A 22954-nucleotide genomic window follows, 5' to 3' on the forward strand; every position below is an offset into this window, starting at 1 on the left:
GTCTGCAGGTCTTGGTGCGAAAATAGACTTTCGGCCCTTGTTTCGATGCAACCAATTTCATTTCAATCGGTTCTAGGGACATTGCCGTGGCGGTGACGCCGCTAACGCGTCCCCCATGCGGAATTTTCAATGAATATACAGACAGACCCCACCCAAATGGAAAAGACGAGCGCGAGCTTTCCGGCCATCACGGAAGAGCCGATACGCTCCAATTTCCTGCCGGAAGAGCGCCTGCGCACGCTGGGTGCAAGCCTCGCCAAGGGTGACGTCAAGGATCTGTTCGGCCTGGAGCCGTTCGATTTCCAGCCACGCGTCCGCGACAGCGCCAGCAAGATCCTCGAAGTCTACCGTTCGACCAATGCCGCGCAGGCGAGAGGCGAGACGATCACGCCGGCGGCGCAATGGCTGCTCGACAACAACTATCTGGTCGAGGAAACCATCTTCCAGGTCAAGCGCGACCTGCCGCACCGTTTCTATCGGCAGTTGCCGACCCTGAAGCTGCGCGACGGCGCTCGTGTGCCGCGCGCGCTTGCGCTGGCCTGGACCTATGTCGCGCATTCGGACAGCTCCGTCTCGGCGGCGATGTTCAAGGCGATCGTCGAAGGCTTTCAGGCTGTCGAGCCGCTGAAGATTGGCGAGCTCTGGGCGCTGCCGTCGCTGCTGCGCTTCGTTCTGATCGAAAATCTTCGCCGGATCGCGGTCCGGGTCAATCGTACCCGGCAGATGCGCCAGATTGCCAACGAGGTTGCCGATGGCGTGCTGGCGATCGACGACAGCGCCGACCGTCAGGCGATCCTGTCGAACTACGTCGCCCATGCACGAGACACCACCTTTGCCACCCAATTGCTCTACCGCCTGCGCGACGGATCGCAAAATGCCGGCAGGGCGCTGGAATGGCTGGAGGGCGAGCTTGAAAAGTCCGGCTCCGATGCCGAGGAAATCATCATCAGCGAGCATCGCACGTTGTCCAGCGGCAACGTAACCACCGGCAACATCATCCGCGGCCTCAGGCTCATCAACGATATCGACTGGACGGTTTGGTTCGAAGATGTCAGCCGCATCGACACCTTGCTGCGCGAGCGCACCGATTTCGCCGCGCTCGATTTCTTCTCGCGCGACCAGTACCGGACCGCGATCGAGGAAATGGCGCGCCGCTCCGATCGTTCCGAATTCCGCGTTGCTGAAAAGGCGATCGAACTCGCCGGCCATGCCGCTGTCGCCGATACCACCGTCACCGGTCCGACCGCTCACACCGACGTCGGGTTCTTTCTGGTCGGCCCGCGCCGGCTGGAACTGGAAAAGGCGATCGGCTATCGGCCGACCGTCAGCGTCACGATCAAACGAGCGTTCCGCAAGACCGGATGGCTGGGCATTGTCGTGCCGGTGTTCGCGCTGACGGTCCTGCTTCTGGTCCTCTCAGGCAATGCCCTTGCCAGTCTCGGCCTGTCGCTGCCGTCGATCGTCCTGATGCTGGCGCTGTTTGCCGTGCCGGCAAGCGAAGGCGCGCTTGCCTTCTTCAACACCGTCGTATCGTTATTCCTGAAGCCCACGCGCCTCGTCGGCTACGACTACAGACGCGGCATGCCGCCCGAGGCGCGCACGCTGGTGGTGGTGCCGTCGCTGATCGGCTCGCGCGACGACGTCGAGGAGAACATCCGCAACATCGAAGTGCACCACCTGGCCAACACGGCGGACGAAATCCATTTCGCTCTGCTTTCGGACTGGCCGGACAGCAAAACCGAAATCGATGCGGCGGATATCGAGATCCTCCAATATGCTCGCGACGAGATCGCGCGGCTGAACGCCCGCTATCCCAGCGAAGGCGCGCCGCGTTTCTACGTCCTGCACCGCCGGCGGCTCTACAATGAATCCCAGGGCGCCTGGATGGGCTGGGAACGCAAGCGCGGCAAGCTCCACGAACTGAATCTTCTGCTGCGTGGTGACAGCGACACCACTTTTCTGCCGCTGGACGTGCCGTTGCCGGAAAACGTCATCCATGTGATGACCCTGGATGCCGACACGCGCACCACCCGCGATGCCGTCGCCAGTTTGGTTGGCAAGCTTTGCCATCCGCTCAACCGCCCGCGTTACGATGCGGCAAAGCGCGTCGTCAGCGCCGGCTACACCATCCTGCAGCCGCGCATCACCGCTTCGCTGACCAGCGGCGACGACGCATCCTTCTTCCAGCGGGTCTTTTCTGCCAATCGCGGCCTCGATCCCTACGTATTTGCCGTCTCGGACATCTACCAGGACGTCTTCGGCGACGGCTCCTTCACCGGCAAGGGGCTCTACCATGTCGACGCCTTCGAGGCGGCGCTGAAGGGCCGCATCGAAGAAAACACCGTCCTCAGCCACGATCTGCTCGAAGGCGCGTTGGCGCGCGCGGCCCTGGTCACCGACGTCGAACTGGTCGAGGACTATCCGACCCGCTATTCGGTCGACGCGTCGCGCCACCATCGCTGGGCGCGCGGCGACTGGCAGCTTCTGGGCTTCATTCTCAATCCGCGATCCGGCGTGCCGGCGCTGTCGCGCTGGAAGATGGTCGACAATCTGCGCCGGTCGCTGACGCCGATCTTCTGGGTGATGGCCGCGATCGCCGGCTGGACGCTGCTGCCCTTCACCCAGGCCGCGCAATGGCAGGCGCTGCTGATCCTCACACTTTTCATGGCGCCGACGTTCGACATCGTCCACGCCATCCTGCCCAAAAGCGGCGACCAGACGCCGCGCGGTCATTTCTCGGCGCTGGCGCGCGACGTCGTCTTCGGCACCGCCCTCGTGGCTCTGAAGATCGTGCTGATGGCGCATCTGGCCTGGATGATGGGCGATGCCGTCATTCGCACGCTCTACCGCCTGTTCGTCAGCCGGAAGAACCTGCTCGAATGGCGCACTGCCTCGCAGGCTCACAAGAACGGCGACAACGATCTCGGCTCCTATTACGGCATGATGTACGGCGCGGTGGTTGTCGGCGTCGTCGGCCTCGCCATCCCTGTTGTGGCCGATTCAACCGGAGCTTTCGTCGCCTTCTTCTTCGCGCTGTTCTGGATCGGCTCGCCAGCCTTCGCCTTCTTTATCAGCCGCTCGGCCGAAACCGAGGACCGTTTGCGCATATCGGCGGCCGACACCCATGTGCTGCGCACGATTGCGCGGCGCACATGGCATTATTTCGAGACCTTCGTGACGGCCGAGCATCACAATCTGCCGCCTGACAATTTCCAGGAAAGTCCGGCGCCTGTCGTGGCGCCCCGCACCTCGCCGACCAATATCGGCGTCTATCTCCTGTCAGTGGTTTCGGCGCGCGATTTCGGCTGGATCAGCCTGTCCGACGCCACCACCCGCATCGACGCCACGATGTCGACTATCGAGAGCATGCCGCGTGAGCGCGGCCATCTCTTCAACTGGTATGACACGACGACGCTGAAGCCGCTCTATCCGCTGTACATTTCCGCCGTCGATAGCGGCAATCTCGCCGGCCATCTGGTGGCGGTGGCGGCAGCCTGTGCCGAATGGGCGGAAGCGCCTGCAGTCCACCTTCAGGGCGACTTTGAGGGTATCCTCGATACGGTGACGATCCTCGACGAAAGCCTGGCCGAGTTGCCTGACGACCGCCGTCAGTTGCGGCCGTTGCGCCAGCGACTTGCCGATCGCCTCGATGGCATGCGACGCGCGGTCGAATCGATCAAGGCACAGCCCGAGATGGCGTCGATCCGCACCATCAACCTGGCCGTTCTGGCCGGCGAGATCCGCAAGCTCGCCATCGCTATCCATACTGAGGCCGCATCGACGCAGAGCGACACCATCGCCGACTGGGCGGCGAGACTGGAAGCCACCTGCGAGGCGCATGTCCATGATGCGCATAGCGACGACAATGCCATCGAGGCGCTGCGGGCCAAGCTTCTTTCGTTGCGAGAGCGCACGCGCCGCTTTGCCTTCGAGATGGATTTCTCCTTCCTCATGCGCAAGGAACGCAAGCTTCTGTCGATCGGCTACCGGGTCGAGGAGCATCAGCTCGACGAAAGCTGCTACGACCTCTTGGCTTCCGAGGCGCGGCTGACCAGCCTGTTCGCCATAGCCAAGGGCGATCTGCCCACGGAGCACTGGTTCCACCTCGGCCGGCCGATCGTCGAGATCGGGTTCAAGGGCGCTCTGATGTCCTGGTCCGGCTCGATGTTCGAGTATTTGATGCCGCCGCTGGTGATGAAGGAGCCGCAAGGCAGCATCCTCAACCAGACCAGCAAGCTCATCATCAAGCGCCAGATCCAGTACGGCCGCTCGAAGGACGTGCCCTGGGGGATTTCGGAAGCGGCCTACAACGCCCGCGATCGCGAACTGACCTACCAGTACACCAATTTCGGCGTGCCCGGGCTGGGCCTGAAGCGAGGTCTCGGCCAGAACACGGTGATTGCCCCTTATGCGACCGTGCTGGCGGCGCAGTTCACCCCGCGTGAATCGGTGCAGAACCTGGCCAGGCTGCGGCGGCTTGGCGCCCTTGGCCGGCACGGCTTCTACGATGCGGTCGATTTCACGCCGCAACGCGTGCCGGAGGGCACCGACCATGTCGTCGTGCTGAACTACATGGCCCACCATTCCGGCATGTCGATCGCCGCCGTCGCCGACGCCATCTTCGAAGGACGCCTGCGCGACCGCTTCCACAGCGATCCGGTGATCGAGTCGGCCGAGTTGCTGCTGCAGGAAAGAGCGCCGCGCGACATCCCGACCGCCACCGTCAGGACCGAGGCCGACGAACGGTCGAAGGACGAAACGGAAGCCGAGAGCCCCGATACGCGCATCGTGCTCAACCCGCTCAAGGCGCTGCGTTCGACCAGCGTCATGTCCAATGGCCGCTACTCGGTCATGGTTACCGCGACCGGCTCCGGCTATAGTCGCTGGGGCGAGCTTGCCGTCACGCGCTGGCAGCCGGACCCGACCGAGGATCGGCTTGGCTCCTACATCTTCCTGCGCGACTCCGGCACCGGCGACTGGTGGTCGGCCACCGCCGAGCCGAAGCGTGCCACCCACGAAGAGGTGCGGACGCTGTTCTCCGACGACAAGGCGAGCTTCGTCAAGTCAGTGGGATCACTGCGTTCGGAGGTCGAATGCATCGTCATTTCGGAAGGAAATGGCGAAGGCCGGCGGGTGACGCTCTACAATGACGGCCCGGTCGACCGGCATATCGAAGTGACCTCGTTCGCTGAACTGGTGCTGGGCTCCGAAGCATCCGACAACGCGCATCCGGCGTTCTCGAAAATGTTCGTGGAAACCGAAATCGCTGCGAATAACGCAGCGATCTTCGCCACCAGACGTAAGCGGGAAACGGACGAGCCTGATGTCGCCATGGTGCATTTCGTCACCGACCCGTCTGGGTCGACGCGCGACGCCGAGGCCGAAACTGACCGGCGCGCCTTCATAGGCCGCGGCCGCACTATTACCGAGGCCGCCGCATTCGATCCCGGCGCCAAGCTTGGCGGCCATTCCGGCTTCACGCTGGATCCGGTCGCGGCACTTCGCCGACAGGTGCGCGTGCCGGCCAACAAGAAGATAGCGCTGACCTTCTGGACTGCCGTCGGCGCCAACCGTGCCGAACTCGAAGAAGCCATTGCGCGGCTTGATCATCCGGAAGCCTTCGCGCGCCAGGCGATGCTCGCCTGGACCCGCTCACAGGTGCAGACCCGGCATCTCGGTCTCAGCCTTGCCGATGCCGCCAATGTGCAGAATCTGGCGCGCTACCTGATCTATCCGGATCCGTTCCTGCGGCTTCCGGCCGAATCGATCGCTTCCGGGCTCGGTAGGCAATCGGGCCTATGGCCGACCAGCATATCCGGCGACTTTCCGATTTTCCTGGTCAGGATCGGCGATGTCGCCGATCTCGAAATCGTTGCCCAGGCGCTCCGCTTCCAGGAATACATGCGCGCCCGCGGCATGATGATCGACTTTGTCGTCGTCAACGAGCAGGCTTCGTCCTACGTGCAGGACCTGCAACGGGCGGTCGAGACGCTGTGCGAAAACAGTCGCCTGCGCGGCAAGGAGCTAGGACCCCGCCAGCACATCTTCGCGGTGCGCCGCGACCTCATGGACGAGGCGACCTACAAGACGCTGCTGGCCACCGCTCGCGTCGTTCTGCACACGCGCAACGGCACCATCTTCGATCAGATCGAGCGCGCCGAGGCCGCTGCGCTGCAAGCGCGGGACGCGTTGCAGCCGGCGGGTGCAGCAGCGCTTCGTGAACCGTCTCCGCCGGCGCCACAGACGTGGGCTCAAGCCCCGTTCGACCGTAGTGCCGACGGCAGCGGGCTCAACCAATGGAACGGCTTTGGCGGTTTCGAGGGCGACGGACGCCACTATGTCGTGCGCCTTGCTGGCCGGCGCACGACGCCGCAGCCCTGGATCAACGTCGTCTCCAACGCCTCGTTCGGTTTCCACGTTTCGGCTGAAGGCGCTGCCTTCACCTGGAGCCGAAACAGCCGCGACTATCAACTGACGCCGTGGGCGAACGACCCGGTCACCAACCGGCCAGGCGAGGGCATCTATATTTATGATCATGCCAGCGGCCGGGCGTTCTCACCGCTGGCCGCCGTGGTCCGCGACCCCGCCACGACCTACGAAACATGGCACGGGCAGGGTTTTTCGACCTTCCGTTCGAAGCACGGGCCGCTGTCGATGGACCTTACCCATGTGGTGGATCCCGTCGATCCGGTGAAAATCTCCCGGTTGCGCATCCAGAATTCCGGTTCGGCGCCGGCGCGCCTGCGCGTCTATGCCTATGCAGAATGGGTTCTTGGCAGCCATCGTTCGCGCACGGCGGCGACCATCGTTCCCTCCAGGGATGCTGCGACGGGCGCGTTGCTGGCGCAAAATCCCTACGGGCTCGATTTCAGCGAGCGGGTTGCCTTCCTGGCCGCCGACGGGGCGGCACACTCGGTGACGGCCGACCGCCGCGAGTTCATCGGCCGCCACGGCACCAGCGAACTCCCGCAAGCCGTGCTCAGCGGCGCAAGCCTGTCGGGCCGCGTTGAGGCGGGCGACGATCCTTGTGCGGCAATTGCACGCGACGTCGACATCCCTGCCGGCGGCGACGTGACGCTGCTCTGGCTGCTCGGCGATGCAGCCTCTGCCGAGGAAGCCAGCGCGCTGGTACAGCATCATTGCAGCAAGGACTTCGATCAGCGGCTGGCTGACAATGAACGCACCTGGCGAGGGTTTCTCGACACCATCCAGGTTGAGACGCCGGACAGGGCGCTCAACGCGATGGTCAACCACTGGCTGCCCTATCAGAGCCTTGCCTGCCGCATCCGCGCCCGCTCGGCGTTTTACCAGGCGAGCGGCGCCTTTGGCTTCCGCGATCAGTTGCAGGACACGCTGGCCCTGCTTCTCCATGATCCGAAACTGGCGCGCGACCAGATCCTCAACGCGGCGCGGCGGCAATTCCCCGAAGGCGACGTGCAGCATTGGTGGCTGCCGCGAACCGAGGCAGGCGTCCGCACCATGATATCCGACGACGTGGTCTGGCTCGCCCACGCCACGGCACACTACTTGCTGGTGACCGGCGATACCGCGATCCTCAGGGAACAATTGCCCTTCATCGAAGGGCCGTCGCTGGAAGAAGGCGAGCACGACGCCTTTTTCACGCCGGAGATATCGAAGAAGACCGCTTCACTCTACGATCATTGCGCGCGCGCACTTGACCTTGCCATCAAGCGCAGCAGCCCCGCCGGACTGCCGCTGATCCTCGGCGGTGACTGGAACGACGGCATGAACCGTGTCGGCGAGCAAGGTAAGGGCGAGAGCGTCTGGCTGGGTTGGTTCCTGCTGAAGACGCTGGGCGACTTTGCAGCTGTCGCCAAGGCGGAAGGCGACGCCAAGCGCGCGCAAGCCTGGACAAAACACGCGGGCGTGCTGAAGCGGGCGCTTGAAAGCACGGCCTGGGACGGTGAATGGTACCGTCGCGGCAGCTTCGACGACGGCACGCCGCTGGGGTCGCGCAGCTCGCAGGAATGCAAGATCGACTCGATTGCCCAGTCGTGGAGCGTGCTGTCGGGCGAGGGCGATCCGGCGCGATCGACGACGGCGATGCAGCAGGCGATGAAAATGCTCGTCGACGACGAGCTCAACATCGTCAAGCTTTTCACGCCGCCCTTCTCCAGGACGGAACAGAACCCAGGCTACATCAAGAGCTACCCGCCGGGTGTCCGTGAAAACGGCGGCCAGTACACCCACGCGGCGACATGGTTCGTCATTGCGCTCGCCGAAATGGGGCGCGTCGACGACGCCTACCGCTGCTTCTCGATGCTCAACCCGGTCAACCATGCACCCGACGAAGCCGCTGCCGAGCACTACCGCGTCGAGCCTTATGTCGTCGCGGCAGACGTCTACGCCGGGGAAGGCAAGGGCGGCCGCGGCGGCTGGACCTGGTATACCGGCTCGGCCGGCTGGCTTTATCGCGCGGCGGTCGAAGGCATCCTCGGTATCGAGCGCAGGGGCGAGCGCATCCAGTTCAGGCCGAAACTGCCCAGCCATTGGGATGGCTATGCGGCAACGCTCAAGGTGCTGGGGGCCGAGCTCAGGGTTCAGGTTGTCCGCGACAAGAAGGCCAAAGCCGTCTCGCTCGAGGTAAATGGTAAAAAGACGAAGGCTTCGTCTTTCGAACCGAAAGCCGGCGACAAGGCCGATCTGGTCGTCAGGATACCGGCGTAGCTTCAAGGATTTGGAACGTCTTTGTGCATCTTGAGGATGTGCGTTATTTAAAGTTGCTCGAGCAATTCTATTGCGCATGAGATTTCCCAAAAGCCGATGCAGGCTTTTGGGATTCGTACATGCCAAGTTGCTGATTAAAATTTCGGCAGTGCTTCCTGCCTGCCACGATTTTGCCGCAAGGCTGACATTTTACCTTTCTTCTCAAACCGTTAGGTGATCACGACAGATTTCGCAGCGTCGCCATCTTTTGTTCGCGAATTGGGAACTGAAGGGGTACGAGGGCATTGTTTCGCGACACGTCAACGAGTACGAGTCAGAAAATGATGCAGTGCACAATAACAATTTGCCGGAGTAGCTGAAGTGTCCCTTCTGCAAATCTACTGGAGAGCGCTCGGTTATCTCGCTGCCGACAGAAAACGCGTCGCGTTTATCTGTGGGGCGAATGTCGCGCTTGCGATTATCGCCATCCTTGAGCCGATCATGTTCGGACGGGTGATCGATGCCATTTCGGATAGCGGCTCGGTCTTTTCGACGCTCGGCCTATGGGCCGGTATCGGCGTCTTCAACGTCATCGCCTTCGTTCTGGTGGCGCGCGGCGCGGACCGTTTTGCCCATGCGCGGCGCAGCGAGGTTCTTTGCCAGTCGTTCGAGCGCGTGATCACCATGCCTCTTGCCTGGCATCATCAGCGCGGCACCTCCAATTCCCTGCACACGCTGCTGCGCGCGGTCGAGACCTTGTTCAGCCTCTGGCTCGAGTTCATGAGGCAGCATTTGTCGACTGTTGTCGCACTGGTTCTGCTGGTGCCGACGGCGCTCAGCATGGACATTCGCATGTCGATGGTCCTGCTGGCACTGGGCGCGCTTTACGTCGGAATCGGCCGGCTGGTGATGCGTCGTACCAGGGAAGGCCAGGCGTCCGTGGAGCGGCACTTTCACCAGGTGTTCGCGCATGTGAGCGACTCGGTCAGCAATGTCGCCGTGCTGCAGAGCTACAATCGCATCGGCCACGAGACCGACGCCTTGAAGCGCTATGTCAAGAATCTGCTTGATGCGCAGTATCCGGTGCTCGACTGGTGGGCGTTGGCCAACGCCCTGCACCGTCTGTCGTCGACCATTTCGATGATGGTCGTGCTGTTGATCGGCTCCTATCTTGTCATGCATGGCCAATTGCGCATCGGTGATGTCATCGCGTTTACCGGCTTTGCCACGCTGCTGATCGCCCGGCTCGACCAGATGTCGGCCTTCGCCAACCAGATTTCGGAAGCCAGGGCCAAGCTCGAGGAATTTTATCGGCTTGAGGACTCCGCGGCCGACGCCGCCGAGCCGGACGGGTTGCGTGACCTGGTCAACGTCACTGGTCATGTGCGTTTCGAAAACGTCAACTTCGAATTCGCCAATTCGGGGCAGGGCGTGAACGACGTGTCGTTCGAAGTCCGTGCCGGCCACACCGTGGCCATCGTCGGTCCGACGGGCGCAGGCAAGACCACGCTGATCAATCTCTTGCAGCGGGTCTTTTCGCCGTCCAGCGGCCGCATCCTGATCGATGGCATCGATACCCGCACGGTGACCCGCAAGTCGCTGCGCCACTCGATCGCCACCGTGTTCCAGGATGCCGGCCTGCTCAACCGCTCGATCGAGGACAATATCCGCGTCGGGCGCGCCGAGGCGACCTATGATGAGGTCCACGCCGCCGCCAATGCCGCTGCCGCGCAGGATTTCATCCTGTCGAAGAGCAACGGCTACGATACGGTTGTCGGCGAACGCGGTGGACAACTTTCGGGCGGCGAGCGCCAGCGTATCGCAATCGCGCGCGCCGTGCTGAAGGATTCACCCATCCTGGTGCTCGATGAAGCGACCAGCGCGCTCGACGTCGAGACGGAAGACCGCGTCAAGGAAGCGATCGACGAATTGCGGCGCGGCCGCACCACCTTCATCATCGCGCACCGCCTGACCACTGTTCGCGATGCCGATCTGGTCGTCTTCATGGACAAGGGCAAGGTGGTCGAAATGGGCGGCTTCGCCGAATTGTCGATGCGCAATGGCCGCTTCGCCAGCCTGCTGCGCGCCGGCGGCCTGCTCAACGACGAGGAAGTCCGCCGCCTCAGCCGCACCATCACGGACGCGGCCGCCTGAGTTCTTCCCTTCTCCCCTTGTGGGAGAAGGTGTCGCCGAAGGCGACGGATGAGGGGTGCTCGCTTGGCGCCGGCCTCACTCCGTCCAGCACTCCTCATCCGGCTCGGCGCTGTGCGCCGATCCACCGCCCGGGCGAGTCACGGGCCTCGCCCGCCCTTCGGGCCCCACAGGGGGAGAAGGGAACGCGCGCCTGCGACACGGTGCTGTAGTTGCCCCAAGCCCATCACCGGTTTATGTAAAGCCGCATGAGTGACCTGACTTCACGCCTCAGCGGCTGGATGGATTTCGCCAACCCGACGCGGTTTGTCGGGTTGGCCGACAAGGTGGTGCCGTGGCTGGCAACCATCGCCACACTCCTCCTAGCCGCCGGGCTCTATATGAGCTTCACGGCGCCGGAGGATTTCCAGCAAGGCATCACCGTACGTATCATGTACATCCATGTGCCGTTCGCCTGGCTGGCCATGATGTGTTTCACGCTGATGGCGGTTTCCGCATTGGGCACGCTGGTATGGCGCCATCCGCTGGCCGACGTCGCGCTCAAATCGGCGGCACCCATCGGTGCCGTCTTTACAGCGCTCGCGCTGATCACCGGTTCGATCTGGGGCAAGCCGATGTGGGGCACCTGGTGGGTGTGGGATGCGCGGCTGACCTCGGTGTTCGTGCTGTTCCTGATGTATCTCGGCATCATTGCGCTGACGCGGGCCCTCGACGATGCCGCGCGCGCCGCCTGGGCCGCTGCAGTCATCACCCTGGTCGGCTTCATCAACATCCCGATCATCAAATTCTCCGTCGACTGGTGGAACACGCTGCATCAGCCGGCTTCGGTGATCCGGCTCGGTGGGCCGACCATCGATCCCAGCCTGTTGCGGCCGTTGCTGGTGATGGCTCTGGGCTTTACCGTGCTGTTCTTTGCGCTGCATCTGATGGCGATGCGCACGGAAATCCTGCGTCGCCGGGTCATTGCCATGCGCCGCGTCGCGGCACGGCAGGCTGAACGGCAATCAGCCTGACTCACTTCAGCTTTGCCCCTTTGCAGGCTCAGGGGGTCAAAGCTCGAAAGCCAAGCAATTGGCTTTCCGTCCGCTCCGCGGACCGCTTCTCACCCCATGCGGCCGCGCGCCGCCACCGGCAGCGTCTCAAGCACCCGTTCTCCGGCGATCAAGTGAACTTCGTCGAACAGATTGGTGACGACGCAGCAATGGTCGGGCACGATGCGCACGCGCTCGCCGATACGCAGCCTGGCCTCGCCGGAAAGCGTGACGTTGCCGTGCTCCTCGCTGAGGCTGGTGACGGTGGCGCCCGGAAGGCCCAGCAATTCGCCGAAATCGGGCAGCCCCAGCGTATCGCTGGACAACGCCTTGCTGCCGGCATCGAGGATGGCCCGTGTCGGCGTCGGATGGCTGACCACCGTCGACAGCACCGTCAGCGCGCAATCGTCGAGGCTTCCGACGCCCTTGGCGACCTGGTAGCGGTCGAGATAGATGTAGGTGCCGGGGCGGTACTCGGTGACGACGGAAGCCTCGCCTGCGCGCCACATATCCGGCGTGCCGCCGCTGGAGATGCGTTCGCAGGCGAGGCCGGATGCGGCGAGCGCATTGCGCGCATCGGCCAGCCAAGTCTCGGCCTCGGCGGCGCGGCCTGCCGCCGGATAGGTCATCAGCCCGCCGAAGGCGAGCCCCCTGGCCTTGTCGATCTCTCTGGCCAGCGCGACAGCCTCGCTGGCCGACTGGACGCCGCAGCGGCCCATGCCGGTATCGCACTCCACCAGTACCTGTAGCGGCTGGCCTGGATCGGTGAAGGTGGCGGCGAGACCCGCAAGCGTCTCCATGCTGTCTGATGTCACCGACAGTGTCACGCGGCTGTGCAGCGCCTTGAGACGCTCCAGCTTGGCGCGGCCAACAATGTTGTAAGGCAGAAAAATGTCGGTGAGGCCGGCATCGGCCATCACCTCGGCTTCACCGATCTTCTGGCAGGTGATGCCGACCGCACCGGCTGCGATCTGCTTCTTTGCCCAGTAGGGCAGTTTGTGGGTCTTGATGTGCGGCCTGAACTTCAGCCCGTGGCGGTCGGCGTGGGCCTGCGCCCGCGCGATGTTGGCTTCGGCGCGGTCGACATCGATCAGGATCGCCGGTGTATCGAGGTCGTCTATGCTCAGCATGGATTTTCACCCTGGGATTTGCCTGGACTTATGGCCTTGATCGGCCCGGATGTCATGAGGCCAGCACGCGGTTTACGTCGACACCGGATCGGTGTTCGGCTATTCGGTTTGGAGATCGCCCAAGCCAATGGGAAGGAACCACGACCATGAAACGCTCCGCCATCAACGAAATCATCCGCGACGCCGATGCCTTCATCCGTTCGTTCGGCTACATTATGCCGCCCTTCGCCTATTGGACCCCGGAACAGATGAAGGCGCGCCGGCAGGATTCGTCGGCCATCTTCTCCTCGCGGCTCGGCTGGGACATCACCGATTACGGCCAGGGTAAGTTCGACGAGCTCGGCCTCTTCCTGTTCACCGTTCGCAACGGTCGCTACGAAGACATGAAGAAGGGCATGGGCATGCTCTATGCCGAGAAGATCATGATCTCGCGCAAGGATCAGCTGTCGCCGATGCATCGCCATAACATCAAGGCCGAGGACATCATCAACCGCGGCGGCGGCAAGCTGGTGCTGGAGCTGTTCATGCACGATCGCGATGGCGGCATCGATCCGAAGGCGGAAGTATCGGTGCCGGTCGACGGGACTATCCACCGGCTGCCGGCGGGCGGGCTCTTGAAGCTCGATCCGGGCGAGAGCGTGACGCTGCTGCCGGGCGTCTGGCACGCCTTCTGGGCCGAGGGCAAGGACGTGCTGATCGGCGAGGTTTCGACCGTCAACGACGATCTCACCGACAATGTCTTCCGCGAGCCGATCGGCCGCTTCGCGGACATCGACGAGGACGTCGCGCCGCTGCACCTCCTGGTGTCGGACTACGAGAAGTGGGTGGGGTAAGACGGCCTTTCGTTCCTAACGCTGATGCTTGTCTTCCTTTCGCTTGCCCAGCAGCAGCTTTCGCTCGAGATGGGCTCGCAGGTCGCCGTAATACGCGGTCAGGAACGGGCGGGCATCATGCGCCTGCGGCGTTGAACCGATCTTGCGTCCGATCGTCTCAGCCACCGCCCGCTGCGCGAAATAGTCGTCGCGGCGCAGCACTTCTTCCAGCTTGTGCAGTTCGGCGATGCCATAGGCATCGAGCTGGGCGTGGCTGAACTGAAAAGTCCTGGCGACCAGATCTTTTCGTGCCGACAAATCCTCCATCAGCGTGCGCTTAGGCGCCTCGACGACCCAGGTTCCCGCCAGGAGGTCGCCAATCCGCAACCGGTCGCGATTGAAAAGCGGGAACAAGGCGAACAGCAGCGCCCATACCAGCCCGAAAACTGTCGTCAGCGTGTCGGCGACGCCCATCCCACTGCGTCCGGCGATAATCGACAGCGGCAGAAAGACCTCGATCTCGCGCATCAGATTGCGGGCGATGACCTGATCGACCGACAGGCCGGCTCCGCTGCGTGACGCCACCCTGATGCCGATGATCCGCTTGCCGGGGGTCGACGCGCGCCGGCCCGCCTCGAAGGCGATGAAATAGACGTTTCGCAGAAAAAAAATCGCGATGATCCAGACGATGAAAAGCGGCTGCAATTTATCAGTGCCGAAACCTGTTGCTCCAAAGATCGCAACAATCGTGACCGCGATTGCAGCCGTGGCGATAAACACGACATCGAGCAGGAAAGCGGCAGCCCGTGTGCCGGCGTCGGCCAGCTTTATCTGGAGATCGACACCTTCAGGCGTGATCAGCGAGCGCATTGTCGCCAGCGCAGCGCGTCTAGCGGTCGCCATTGCGCACCACCTGGAACAGGTAGAAGTAGCCGATCCACAGTGCGAGCATGCCGGTGCCAATGGCATAGCGGGTGACGTCGCTGGTGATCGTCTGCCTGCCGATGCCCTCGAGCAGTCCGGCAAACAGCAGCATGACCGAAACGCCGACCATCGCGGTCGCGGCGACGCGTCCGGCATGGGCGGCTGCCGTCATGCGGGTCAACTCGCCGGGGAAGGCGATGCGTGTGCCGATCCGCATGCCGGCAGCGCCGGCCAGTGCGATGGCGAACAATTCGGTGGTGCCGTGAATGGCCAGCCAGCCGCCAAGTTCCATGCCAAGCCCCTTTGCCCAATAGACCTGGAACATCGCCCCCAGCATGCAGCCGTTGAACAGCATCAGCAGCACCGTCGGCACCGCGAAAGCAAATCCAAGGGCGAAGGCGAGGATTGCGACCTGGACGTTGTGGGTGAAAAGATAAGCAGCAAAGCCTGAGAGAAAGCCATTGTCGCCATCATAAAGCATGCTGCGCAGCATCTCGGCCGAAGCGTCGGGACCGCGGCCGGCAGCCAGGCCCGACGGGATGATCGCGTCGAACCAGCCCTTGTCGGACGCTACCAGCCAGGCGCCGGCGCCGATGCCGACAAACATCAGCGCCACCGACACCAGCGTCTCGCGCCACAAATCGCGGATGGCACCGGGCCAGTCATGCAGGAAGAAATCGCCAACACGCTGCCGTAGTCCGCGGCGTGCCCCATAGAGATAAAAATATCCCCGCAGCGACAGGGATTCGAGATAGGCGATCAGTGCGCTGTCGAGGGATGTCGCTCTCGCTACCGAAAGCGAAGACAATGCCGACCGGTAGAGCAGCGGCAGCGACAGCAGCTCTTCTTCCGACAGTGTTCGCGGCGCGCGTTTCTCGACGCGGGCGAGTAGCGCCTCGAACGCCTGCCAGTCGGCCTCGCGCTCCCGACGGAAGCTGGCCAGCGACTGGCGTACGGCATCGCCGCGTCGAGCATCGCCGGGAACTGGCGCAGTCACAACAAATCCTCGCGCTTGAACTGCAGGTAGCGCTCGACCAGCGCCGGCCCTAGCCTTTGATGGTCGGCTTCGATCACATGCGCGCCGAGCAGCCGCAACCGGCCGATGACGACCTGCCTTTCGCGCAAAAGCCCGCCGGCGACGACGGCGCGGGCGATATCCTCGCCTGATGAAGGCGGCATGTCGGCCATGCTCTCCAATTCGACATCCCTGATCATCATGAACAGCACCAGATGCCGCTCGGTGAGCCTGCCGACGGTGCGCAGCATCAATTCCGCGCTGATCGGATCGACGAAGTCGGTGAAGATGATCACCAGAGAGCGCCGGTCGAGCCGTGCCGCGAGCGTGGTCAGCGCCAGGGTGAAATTGGTCTCCTCGTTGGAATAGTCGATCTCAATTGCCCGCTTCTGGATCATTGCAAAGCTGGCCGAGCCGCGCACCGCGCCGCTGGCGACGCGCGGCCGCGCATCGAAGCTGAACAGGCTGACCATGTCGCCGCCCTTGAGCGCAATGAACGCCGACAGCAAGGCGGCAGCCACCGCCCGGTCCAGCTTCGGGAGGCCGTCGACCGGCTCGCACATCAGGCGTCCGCTGTCGATGGCCAGCACGATGTTGTTGTTCTCCTCGATACGGAACTCGCGCGCCAGAAGCCTGCCGTGGCGGGCGCTGCGCTTCCAGTCGATCATCCGCCGGCCCATGCCGGGCTGATAATCCTTGAGCGCCTCGAATTCCCGGCCCTGGCCGGCCCGGCGCTGCGCATGCCCGTCGGGCAGGGCGTTGCGCTGCAGCAGCGTGATCGCCTGGTCGCGGGCGCTGCGGACGTCGGGCAACACTGCCACCTTGCTTTCCATCGGCAGGACGACCTGGTTCCAGACCAGTCCGAACGGCCCGCGCCAGCGCAGCCACAGACGATCGAAGCTGGCGATGCCGCGCCGCAGCGCCTGGAACCGCAGGTCGAGCGATCCGCCATCCTTTGTGGCAGCCAGGGGACCGCCGGTACCGCCGATCGGCGCCAGGCGCGCATCATGACCGACGCGCGCCTCCAGGGTTGGCATCCTGCCTGAAAAACGGGCGGCGACGTGGACGGTGAACTGGCCGCCGACGCCGACCTGCGGCGGCGCGTGGAGGCTGGCGGCCAGCGATTTCCGCCCCCGTCCCGCCGCGGTGTCGACCGCCAGGAAGGCGAGCACCAGGCAGATCCACAGCAATCCGAGATACCACAGCGACGGCAGCGCCAGCGCGACCAGGAAGGCCGGCACCGCGCCTGCTGCTGCCGCCCACACCGCTCGGCCGCTGGGATAGATCAACGCGGCGCTTCCGTCTGGTCGACCAGGTCGGAGACGATCTGCTCGACCAGCCGGCCATCGATCTGCGCGGCCGGCGACAGGATGACGCGATGGCGCAGCGCCGGCACCGCCAGCGCCTTGACGTCGTCTGGGATCACATAGGCGCGCCCGTCGAGCGCTGCCCGCGCCCGCGCCGCCCTGGCCAGCATGGCGCCCGCGCGTGGACTGGCGCCAACCTCCAAATCGGCGGTGTCGCGCGTGGCGCGCACCAGCGCCGCGATGTAGCCGACGACGTCGTCGACGAGGGTGACGGAGCCGACGGTTTCGAGTGCCTTCTCCAGCGTCTTGCGATCCGTCTGGGCCTTGATGCCGTATTGCGCGATGTCGTGCGAGGCGGAGCCGCCGCCGTGATGGATGATGATGGCCCGTTCCTCCTCGGGACCGGGATAGCTGACCCGATGCTTGAACAGGAAGCGGTCGAGCTGTGCTTCGGGCAGGGGATAGACACCCTGATGCTCGATCGGGTTCTGGGTCGCGACCACCATGAAGTTGCGGCCCAGCGAATGCGTGGTGCCGTCGAAGGTGACCGCATGCTCCTGCATCGCCTCCAGAAGTGCAGCCTGTGTCTTGGGCGGCGTGCGGTTGATCTCGTCGGCAAGCAAAAGATCGCAGAAGATCGCACCGCGCGTCAGCGTGAACTGTCCAGTCTGGAAATTGTAGATGTTCGATCCGACGATATCGCCAGGCATCAGGTCCGGCGTGAACTGGATGCGCCCGTAGGCGACACCCAGAGCCTGCGCGAAGCAGCGCGCGGTCATTGTCTTGGCCGTGCCCGGAGGGCCTTCCAGCAGGATATGCCCGCCGGCGAACAGGGCGGTCAGCATCAGGTCGACCGTGTCGTGCTGTCCGGTGATCGCCTTGGCCACTTCTTCCCTGATCCGTGTCGCCAGGGCCTTTACATCATCGACGTTCACCGAGCCTCCTTGCCGTCCAATCGTGCAGCCGCTCGGCTGCCTCGTGCATTTGCGTCAGGTTTTTCGCCTCGCCGGCGGCTTGCGCCCGCGCGGTGAATCCGCTGACTTCGTCCTTATCGCGAGAATCGAGCCAGCGGTCGAGCGCTTCGCCTTGCAGGCCCTGCGGCGCTCCCAGCAGTGCGCCGGCGCGCACCCGCATCAAGGCGGCATAACGGCCTCCCAGTTCGTTGAGCCGCCCGGCGCGCCGCAACAGCATCGCCGTCGTATCCACCAGCGCACGCTTGCCGAAGGCAATGGCGCGCTGGTCGGCGCGCGGCGGGCCGAAACGGCCGAGGCCACGCAGGAAAGCGAGCGCCGCCGCGGCCAGGATCGTCAGCGTCAGCGCCAGGAGCGGCGGTTCGACGAGGAGTTTGGCAAGGTCGTATTTTCGCCCCGCGCCATGCAGCGTGAGATCGAACATGACCGGCTGTGCGCGGCCTCTCTTATCTGGATTTTCGGATGCGTCGTCACCGAGTTGGTCAGGGTCGGGCAGTTTGAAATTGGACCAGGACGGACCGATTCCGGATTGAAGCCGGCTGATCAGGTCGAGCGCGGCTGCCGCCTTGGTGGAATCCGCAAGCGCGGCGTTGTTGATCAGGTCGGGGTCGGTCAGGATATAAAAAGGCTTGTCGTCGAGTTCAGTGAGCACAGCCTTGTCGTTGCCGGCTGCTATGATTGGATTCTCGTCCGCCACCCACTGCAACTCGTCGGGGGCGGCAACGAGCCGGCCTTCGACGTCGAGTTGCCGCACCTTGCTTTGGCCGACGCCGATCCTTGTTTTGGCGATCCGGCCGAGCCATTGGTTCACCACGGATTCTGGCAATCGCCCGAATTTCATCTTCCATCCTTCGTGCTCCTCCAGCGGCAGGGTTTGCCATTTGGGCAGCACGAAGAGGGTATTCAGGTCCTGCCGAAGTTCGAGGATGCGGTCGAGCGCGGCGGGGTCGCTCTCGGGCGAAATGGTGACGATCAGCAGCATGTCGGTGCCGAGATCGTCCTCGGTCCGCGCCATGGCCGGCGTCTCGCCGGTGAGTCGCAACCATTCCGCCAGGCCGGCATAGCCGACACCGCTTTTCGACAGCGGCGTGGCGCTGCCATTGCCGGGTTGCCGGAAGTCGGGTGCATAGGTGGACAGCAGGAAGAAACCCGCTGCCGCAAGCAGGCTGGCGAAAATGCCCCAAAACAGCGTTCTTCGATTGAATGGTTCCTGCGCGGCTGGTTCGACCGTCGCAGCGCTCATATCCAGGCATCCCGGAAGACGAACCGCTCATAGGCGCCGCGTGCTTGCCGCCAGCCTTCGGCGCCGACCGGCCTGCGCGCGAACAATGCGGCTTCGACGATGCGTGCGATCTCGGTAAACGCCGCGCGGGCCTTGGCGGGAACCGAAGCAGCAGCGGCGATGTCGCGCGCCGTGAGCGACGGGCGCAAAAAATCCGGCAGCCGGCCGGCAATATCGGCGACGCTGCGCCGAAGCAGGAGATGGACAGCTTCGTCATAGTCGCCTCGCGCGGCCAGCGCGTCGGCTTCCGACAGCAGGATCTGCGCGGCGCCGGCGTCGGGGCGCCATGCTTCCTCCGCCTCGGTTTCGCGCCGCGCGCGCTGCCAGGGCAGGCGCCAGGCGATACCTTTCATCTCGAGAAAGACCAGGAGCAGGATGATCGCCGCACCTGATATCACCGCCCCCCAGAACAGATAGATCATGTAGGGGCCGAGCGACGACAACAGGTCCAGCAGCGGCTTCAGCCAGTCAGGCGGCTGCGGCGGCACATAGGCCGGCAGGCCGAACTGGATCGACTTATCCGAGATCAACTGCTGATGCGCTTTTGCCAGCCATTCGGCTTCCGCTGTGCCTGGCTGTGCCACTGCCAACCGTCCCCTGCAACCTGTGGTTCCCAGTCGACACTGGCAATGCACAACGGCAATTGCAAGTGGGCTAGACGTCGATCTCCAATGTTGGCACATTTGATGCGGGGATCACCAGCCGATATGCGGCGATTGAGCGAGGGGACGCATCATGGTTTCAACGACACTGGAACGACCGGACAAGTTTCGCATCGGCAGGGTTTTCAACGACAGCTTTGCTGTCATCAGCCGCAATATCGTGCTTTGCCTCGGGCTGGCAGTGCTGTTTTCAGGCTTGCCAACGTTGCTCTACCAGCTTTGGCTCTGGAAATGGGCAAGCGGCACCGAGACAGGCACTCCGGAGTTCTCGGCCCAACGCGTTATCGTTACAATCCTTGTCGTGCTGGCTTCCATGGTATTGGCAGCGATCTTGCAGGCGACGCTGGTGCGCGCGGCCATCGAGGATCTGAACGGCAAGCAGCCATCAATGGGCGACAGCCTCAAGATGGCAATCTCCCTCCTGCTGCCGGTGATAGGCATCGCAGTACTGGTCTCTCTTGGTGCGGGATTGGGCTTCATGCTGCTCATCGTCCCGGGCATCATATTATGGCTCCGCTGGTCGGTCGCCGTGCCGGTTCTGGTTCAGGAACGGCGGGGGGTGTTCGGCAGCATGAAGCGCAGCCGCGAGCTGACCAAAGGGAGCCGCTGGGCTCTGTTCGGATTCTGGATTGTCCTGATCATAGCGGTGATCGTCATCCAGCTTGTCTTGAGCCAAGTCGTCATGGTCTTTGGCGTGACAACGGCTCTCATCCTGGATGCTCTGGTGACATCCGTCGTATCCGTGGTGACCTCGGTTGCGCCGGCGGTCAGCTATGTCGAGTTGCGGCAGGTCAAGGAAGGCACCAGCGTCGACGAACTGGCGGAGATCTTCTCATAGCGGCAAGGCCGCCTTCACCGCATCGGGATCGGCCTTGACTGGACAGGTTTACGTCATGGTTTCAACGACATTGGAACGACCGGACAAGTTTCGCATCGGCAGGGTTTTCAGCAATAGTTTTGCGGTCATCGGCCGCAATCCGGGTCTGTTGGTCGGACTGGCGGCTCTTTTTTCCGCCCTTCCGGCACTGGTGCTCAACCTTTGGAATTACAGAAATCTTGCCAACCTTGATTTTGCCGATCCCGAAAGCATGGCGGTTGCCGATCCATCGGCGGTTCTAGGCAACTCGCTAATATCGATGGCTTTTGGCTTGATCTATTTTGTGCTGGCTTTGTTGCAGTCGTCACTGGTAAGGGCGACGATAGAAGACTTGAACGGCAAGCGCCCGGCAATCGGTGACTGCATCCAGATCGCCTTGCGTTGCATGTTCCCGACGCTCGGGATGGGCCTGGTTGTCTTCCTCACCATGATCCTCGCGTTAGTGGTGACGATGTTCGTGGCCGGCATGCTTATCCCCGTTTTTGGAAACATCATTGTGTTCATCGCGTTCATCGCGTTGGTGGTTCCAGGCATCATGTTGTTCCTCGGTATATCGGTTTCCGTGCCCGTGCTGATCCAGGAGCGGCTTGGCGTGTTTGGTTCGATGTCGCGCAGCCGTGCTCTGACGAAGGGCAGCCGCTGGTCATTATTCGGTCTTTTGCTGGTTCTGTTCTTGGCGGCGATTGCCATCCAAATGGCGTTTGCATTGTTGTTTGGATTTACTTTCGCCATTACCGGCAGCCTCTCGACCGTTGGCCTTGTTGTCGGCGCAATCGGAAGCGCGCTTGTTTCGACAGTCGTGTCTACTTTAATGTCGGTTGCCATCGCGGTCAGCTACGTCGAACTGCGGCAAGTCAAGGAAGGCACCAGCGTCGACGAACTGGCGGAGATCTTCTCATAGCGGGAGGTTCGCGCCGCCTTCGTCGCATCAGCAACAGCCTGAACCGGACAGGTTACGTCATGTCTTCAGTGACACTGGAACGACCGGACAAGTTTCGCATCGGCAGAGTTTTCAACGACAGCTTTGCTGTCATCGGTCGCAACGCCGTGCTTTGCCTAGGGCTTGCGGCATTGTTTTCGGGTTTGCCGACCCTTGTTTTTCAACTCTGGGCGTTGAGACAGCACCCGGCCGACCCCTTCGACCCGAGCACTTTTGGCGAGCAGAATCTGGTACTCGGCTATACTGCCGTCACGATGGGCGTTGGCCTTGCTTCCTATATCCTTTCGCTGTTGCTCCAAGCATCGCTGGTGCGTGCCACCATCGAGGACTTGAATGGCAAGCAGCCTTCTTTCGGTGACTGCATGGCGAAAGCAGTTTCCTTTCTCCTGCCGACGTTCGCCATTGCCCTGTTGGTCGGTTTAGGCGTGGGCCTCGGTTTTGTGCTGCTTATCGTGCCTGGAATCATGTTGGCGCTGCGTTGGTCGGTCGCGGTACCGGCGCTGGTACAGGAGCGGCTCGGCGTGTTCGGCTCGGTGGCGCGCAGCCGCGATCTGACCAAGGGAAGCCGCTGGGCGCTGTTAGGCCTGTTCATTACTCTGATCATTATCGCAATTGCCATCGAGTTGGCGCTCGGCACTGCAACCGATCTGTTTGGAGGGGGATAGTGGGTGCAGTGGTGGGCGCGTTGGTGACCAGCGTAACATCAATGGTAATGTCGATCGCCACCGCGGTCAGCTACGTCGAGTTGCGGCAGGTCAGGGAAGGCACCGGCGTCGATGAACTGGCGGAGATCTTCTCCTGACGCGAGAGTCGCTCCCGCCTATCACATCATGAAGGAAGCGACATCCGCGTCGGAGACCTTGCCGGCACGCACATCGGCGATCGCCCGGTCGACGATGGCCGCGCCTCTCTCGCCGACGTCGACAGGGCGGCAACGGCGAAGACAGCGCAGCCGGCGTTGTAGCACCAGCTGCGAAGCTGCGATCTCCCCTTTGCGGGGGAGATGCCCGGCAGGGCAGAGGGGGGTGCTGTCCCGCCGACCTGCCCAGCCAATCGCAGTCACGTCCTCGGGCTGTTCCAGGTTGGGATGGGTAAGTCGAAGTGGCGATCCGTCCCACCCCCCTCTGTCCTGCCGGACATCTCCCCCGCAAGGGGGGAGATCGGATGTCGCTTTGGCTTTCGCCA

Annotated in this window: 15 protein-coding genes; 8 read left to right on the forward strand and 7 right to left on the reverse strand. The window is 63.1% G+C overall.

Annotation, left to right across the window (positions count from 1 at the left end; all coding sequences use genetic code 11):
• Positions 1–129 precede the first annotated feature (129 nt).
• From AC0L2Z_RS26940 to AC0L2Z_RS26950, 3 genes are all read left to right on the forward strand, one after another.
• Entirely contained in the window at positions 130–8688 is an 8559-nt protein-coding gene (locus AC0L2Z_RS26940) for a glycoside hydrolase family 94 protein (RefSeq protein WP_473629753.1), read from the forward strand.
• Between the two features lie 360 nt (positions 8689–9048).
• Positions 9049–10821, forward strand: a complete 1773-nt coding sequence (locus AC0L2Z_RS26945) for a glucan ABC transporter ATP-binding protein/ permease (protein WP_027153911.1) — start codon at positions 9049–9051, stop codon at positions 10819–10821.
• Positions 10822–11066: 245 nt separating this feature from the next.
• The gene (locus AC0L2Z_RS26950; protein WP_027153912.1) at positions 11067–11831 is read left to right on the forward strand and encodes a heme ABC transporter permease; all 765 of its coding nucleotides are present in this window, start codon (positions 11067–11069) and stop codon (positions 11829–11831) included.
• An 89-nt stretch (positions 11832–11920) separates the two neighbouring features.
• Here AC0L2Z_RS26950 and AC0L2Z_RS26955 read toward each other — a convergent pair whose 3' ends face one another.
• Positions 11921–12979: a D-TA family PLP-dependent enzyme gene (locus AC0L2Z_RS26955; protein WP_027153913.1), complete on the reverse strand. Its 1059-nt coding sequence runs from the start codon at positions 12977–12979 to the stop codon at positions 11921–11923.
• A 146-nt stretch (positions 12980–13125) separates the two neighbouring features.
• Between AC0L2Z_RS26955 and AC0L2Z_RS26960 the strand changes: the two genes are divergently transcribed.
• A complete protein-coding gene (locus AC0L2Z_RS26960) occupies positions 13126–13812 on the forward strand; it encodes a D-lyxose/D-mannose family sugar isomerase (protein ID WP_236387019.1) in 687 nt (228 codons plus the stop codon).
• 15 nt (positions 13813–13827) lie between these two features.
• Here AC0L2Z_RS26960 and AC0L2Z_RS26965 read toward each other — a convergent pair whose 3' ends face one another.
• Genes AC0L2Z_RS26965 through AC0L2Z_RS26990 form a run of 6 tightly spaced genes read right to left on the reverse strand, consistent with a single transcriptional unit; the run spans position 13828 to position 19874 of the window.
• On the reverse strand, positions 13828–14694 hold the full coding sequence (locus tag AC0L2Z_RS26965) for an RDD family protein (RefSeq protein ID WP_473629754.1): 867 nt from the start codon (positions 14692–14694) through the stop codon (positions 13828–13830).
• The gene (locus AC0L2Z_RS26970) at positions 14681–15712 is read right to left on the reverse strand and encodes a stage II sporulation protein M (RefSeq protein WP_051505641.1); all 1032 of its coding nucleotides are present in this window, start codon (positions 15710–15712) and stop codon (positions 14681–14683) included. Before AC0L2Z_RS26970 ends, AC0L2Z_RS26965 begins: the two co-directional genes overlap by 14 nt.
• The gene (locus AC0L2Z_RS26975) at positions 15709–17019 is read right to left on the reverse strand and encodes a DUF58 domain-containing protein (protein ID WP_473629755.1); all 1311 of its coding nucleotides are present in this window, start codon (positions 17017–17019) and stop codon (positions 15709–15711) included. The genes AC0L2Z_RS26970 and AC0L2Z_RS26975 overlap by 4 nt, the downstream gene beginning before the upstream one ends.
• A complete protein-coding gene (locus AC0L2Z_RS26980; RefSeq protein ID WP_473629756.1) occupies positions 17016–17972 on the reverse strand; it encodes an AAA family ATPase in 957 nt (318 codons plus the stop codon). Before AC0L2Z_RS26980 ends, AC0L2Z_RS26975 begins: the two co-directional genes overlap by 4 nt.
• Positions 17959–19251: a DUF4350 domain-containing protein gene (locus AC0L2Z_RS26985; RefSeq protein ID WP_473629757.1), complete on the reverse strand. Its 1293-nt coding sequence runs from the start codon at positions 19249–19251 to the stop codon at positions 17959–17961. The genes AC0L2Z_RS26980 and AC0L2Z_RS26985 overlap by 14 nt, the downstream gene beginning before the upstream one ends.
• Positions 19248–19874, reverse strand: a complete 627-nt coding sequence (locus tag AC0L2Z_RS26990; protein WP_473629758.1) for a DUF4129 domain-containing protein — start codon at positions 19872–19874, stop codon at positions 19248–19250. The genes AC0L2Z_RS26985 and AC0L2Z_RS26990 overlap by 4 nt, the downstream gene beginning before the upstream one ends.
• Before the next feature lie 151 nt (positions 19875–20025).
• Between AC0L2Z_RS26990 and AC0L2Z_RS26995 the strand changes: the two genes are divergently transcribed.
• Genes AC0L2Z_RS26995 through AC0L2Z_RS27010 form a run of 4 tightly spaced genes read left to right on the forward strand, consistent with a single transcriptional unit; the run spans position 20026 to position 22571 of the window.
• Complete coding sequence (locus tag AC0L2Z_RS26995) at positions 20026–20790, forward strand: glycerophosphoryl diester phosphodiesterase membrane domain-containing protein (protein ID WP_473629759.1); 765 nt, start codon at positions 20026–20028, stop codon at positions 20788–20790.
• A gap of 55 nt (positions 20791–20845) precedes the next feature.
• Complete coding sequence (locus AC0L2Z_RS27000; protein WP_473629760.1) at positions 20846–21730, forward strand: DUF7847 domain-containing protein; 885 nt, start codon at positions 20846–20848, stop codon at positions 21728–21730.
• A gap of 59 nt (positions 21731–21789) precedes the next feature.
• Positions 21790–22434, forward strand: a complete 645-nt coding sequence (locus AC0L2Z_RS27005) for a hypothetical protein (RefSeq protein ID WP_473629761.1) — start codon at positions 21790–21792, stop codon at positions 22432–22434.
• Entirely contained in the window at positions 22434–22571 is a 138-nt protein-coding gene (locus AC0L2Z_RS27010) for a hypothetical protein (RefSeq protein ID WP_473629762.1), read from the forward strand. Before AC0L2Z_RS27005 ends, AC0L2Z_RS27010 begins: the two co-directional genes overlap by 1 nt.
• Positions 22572–22954 lie beyond the last annotated feature (383 nt).

It is taken from the genome of Mesorhizobium sp. WSM4850 (assembly GCF_055811735.1).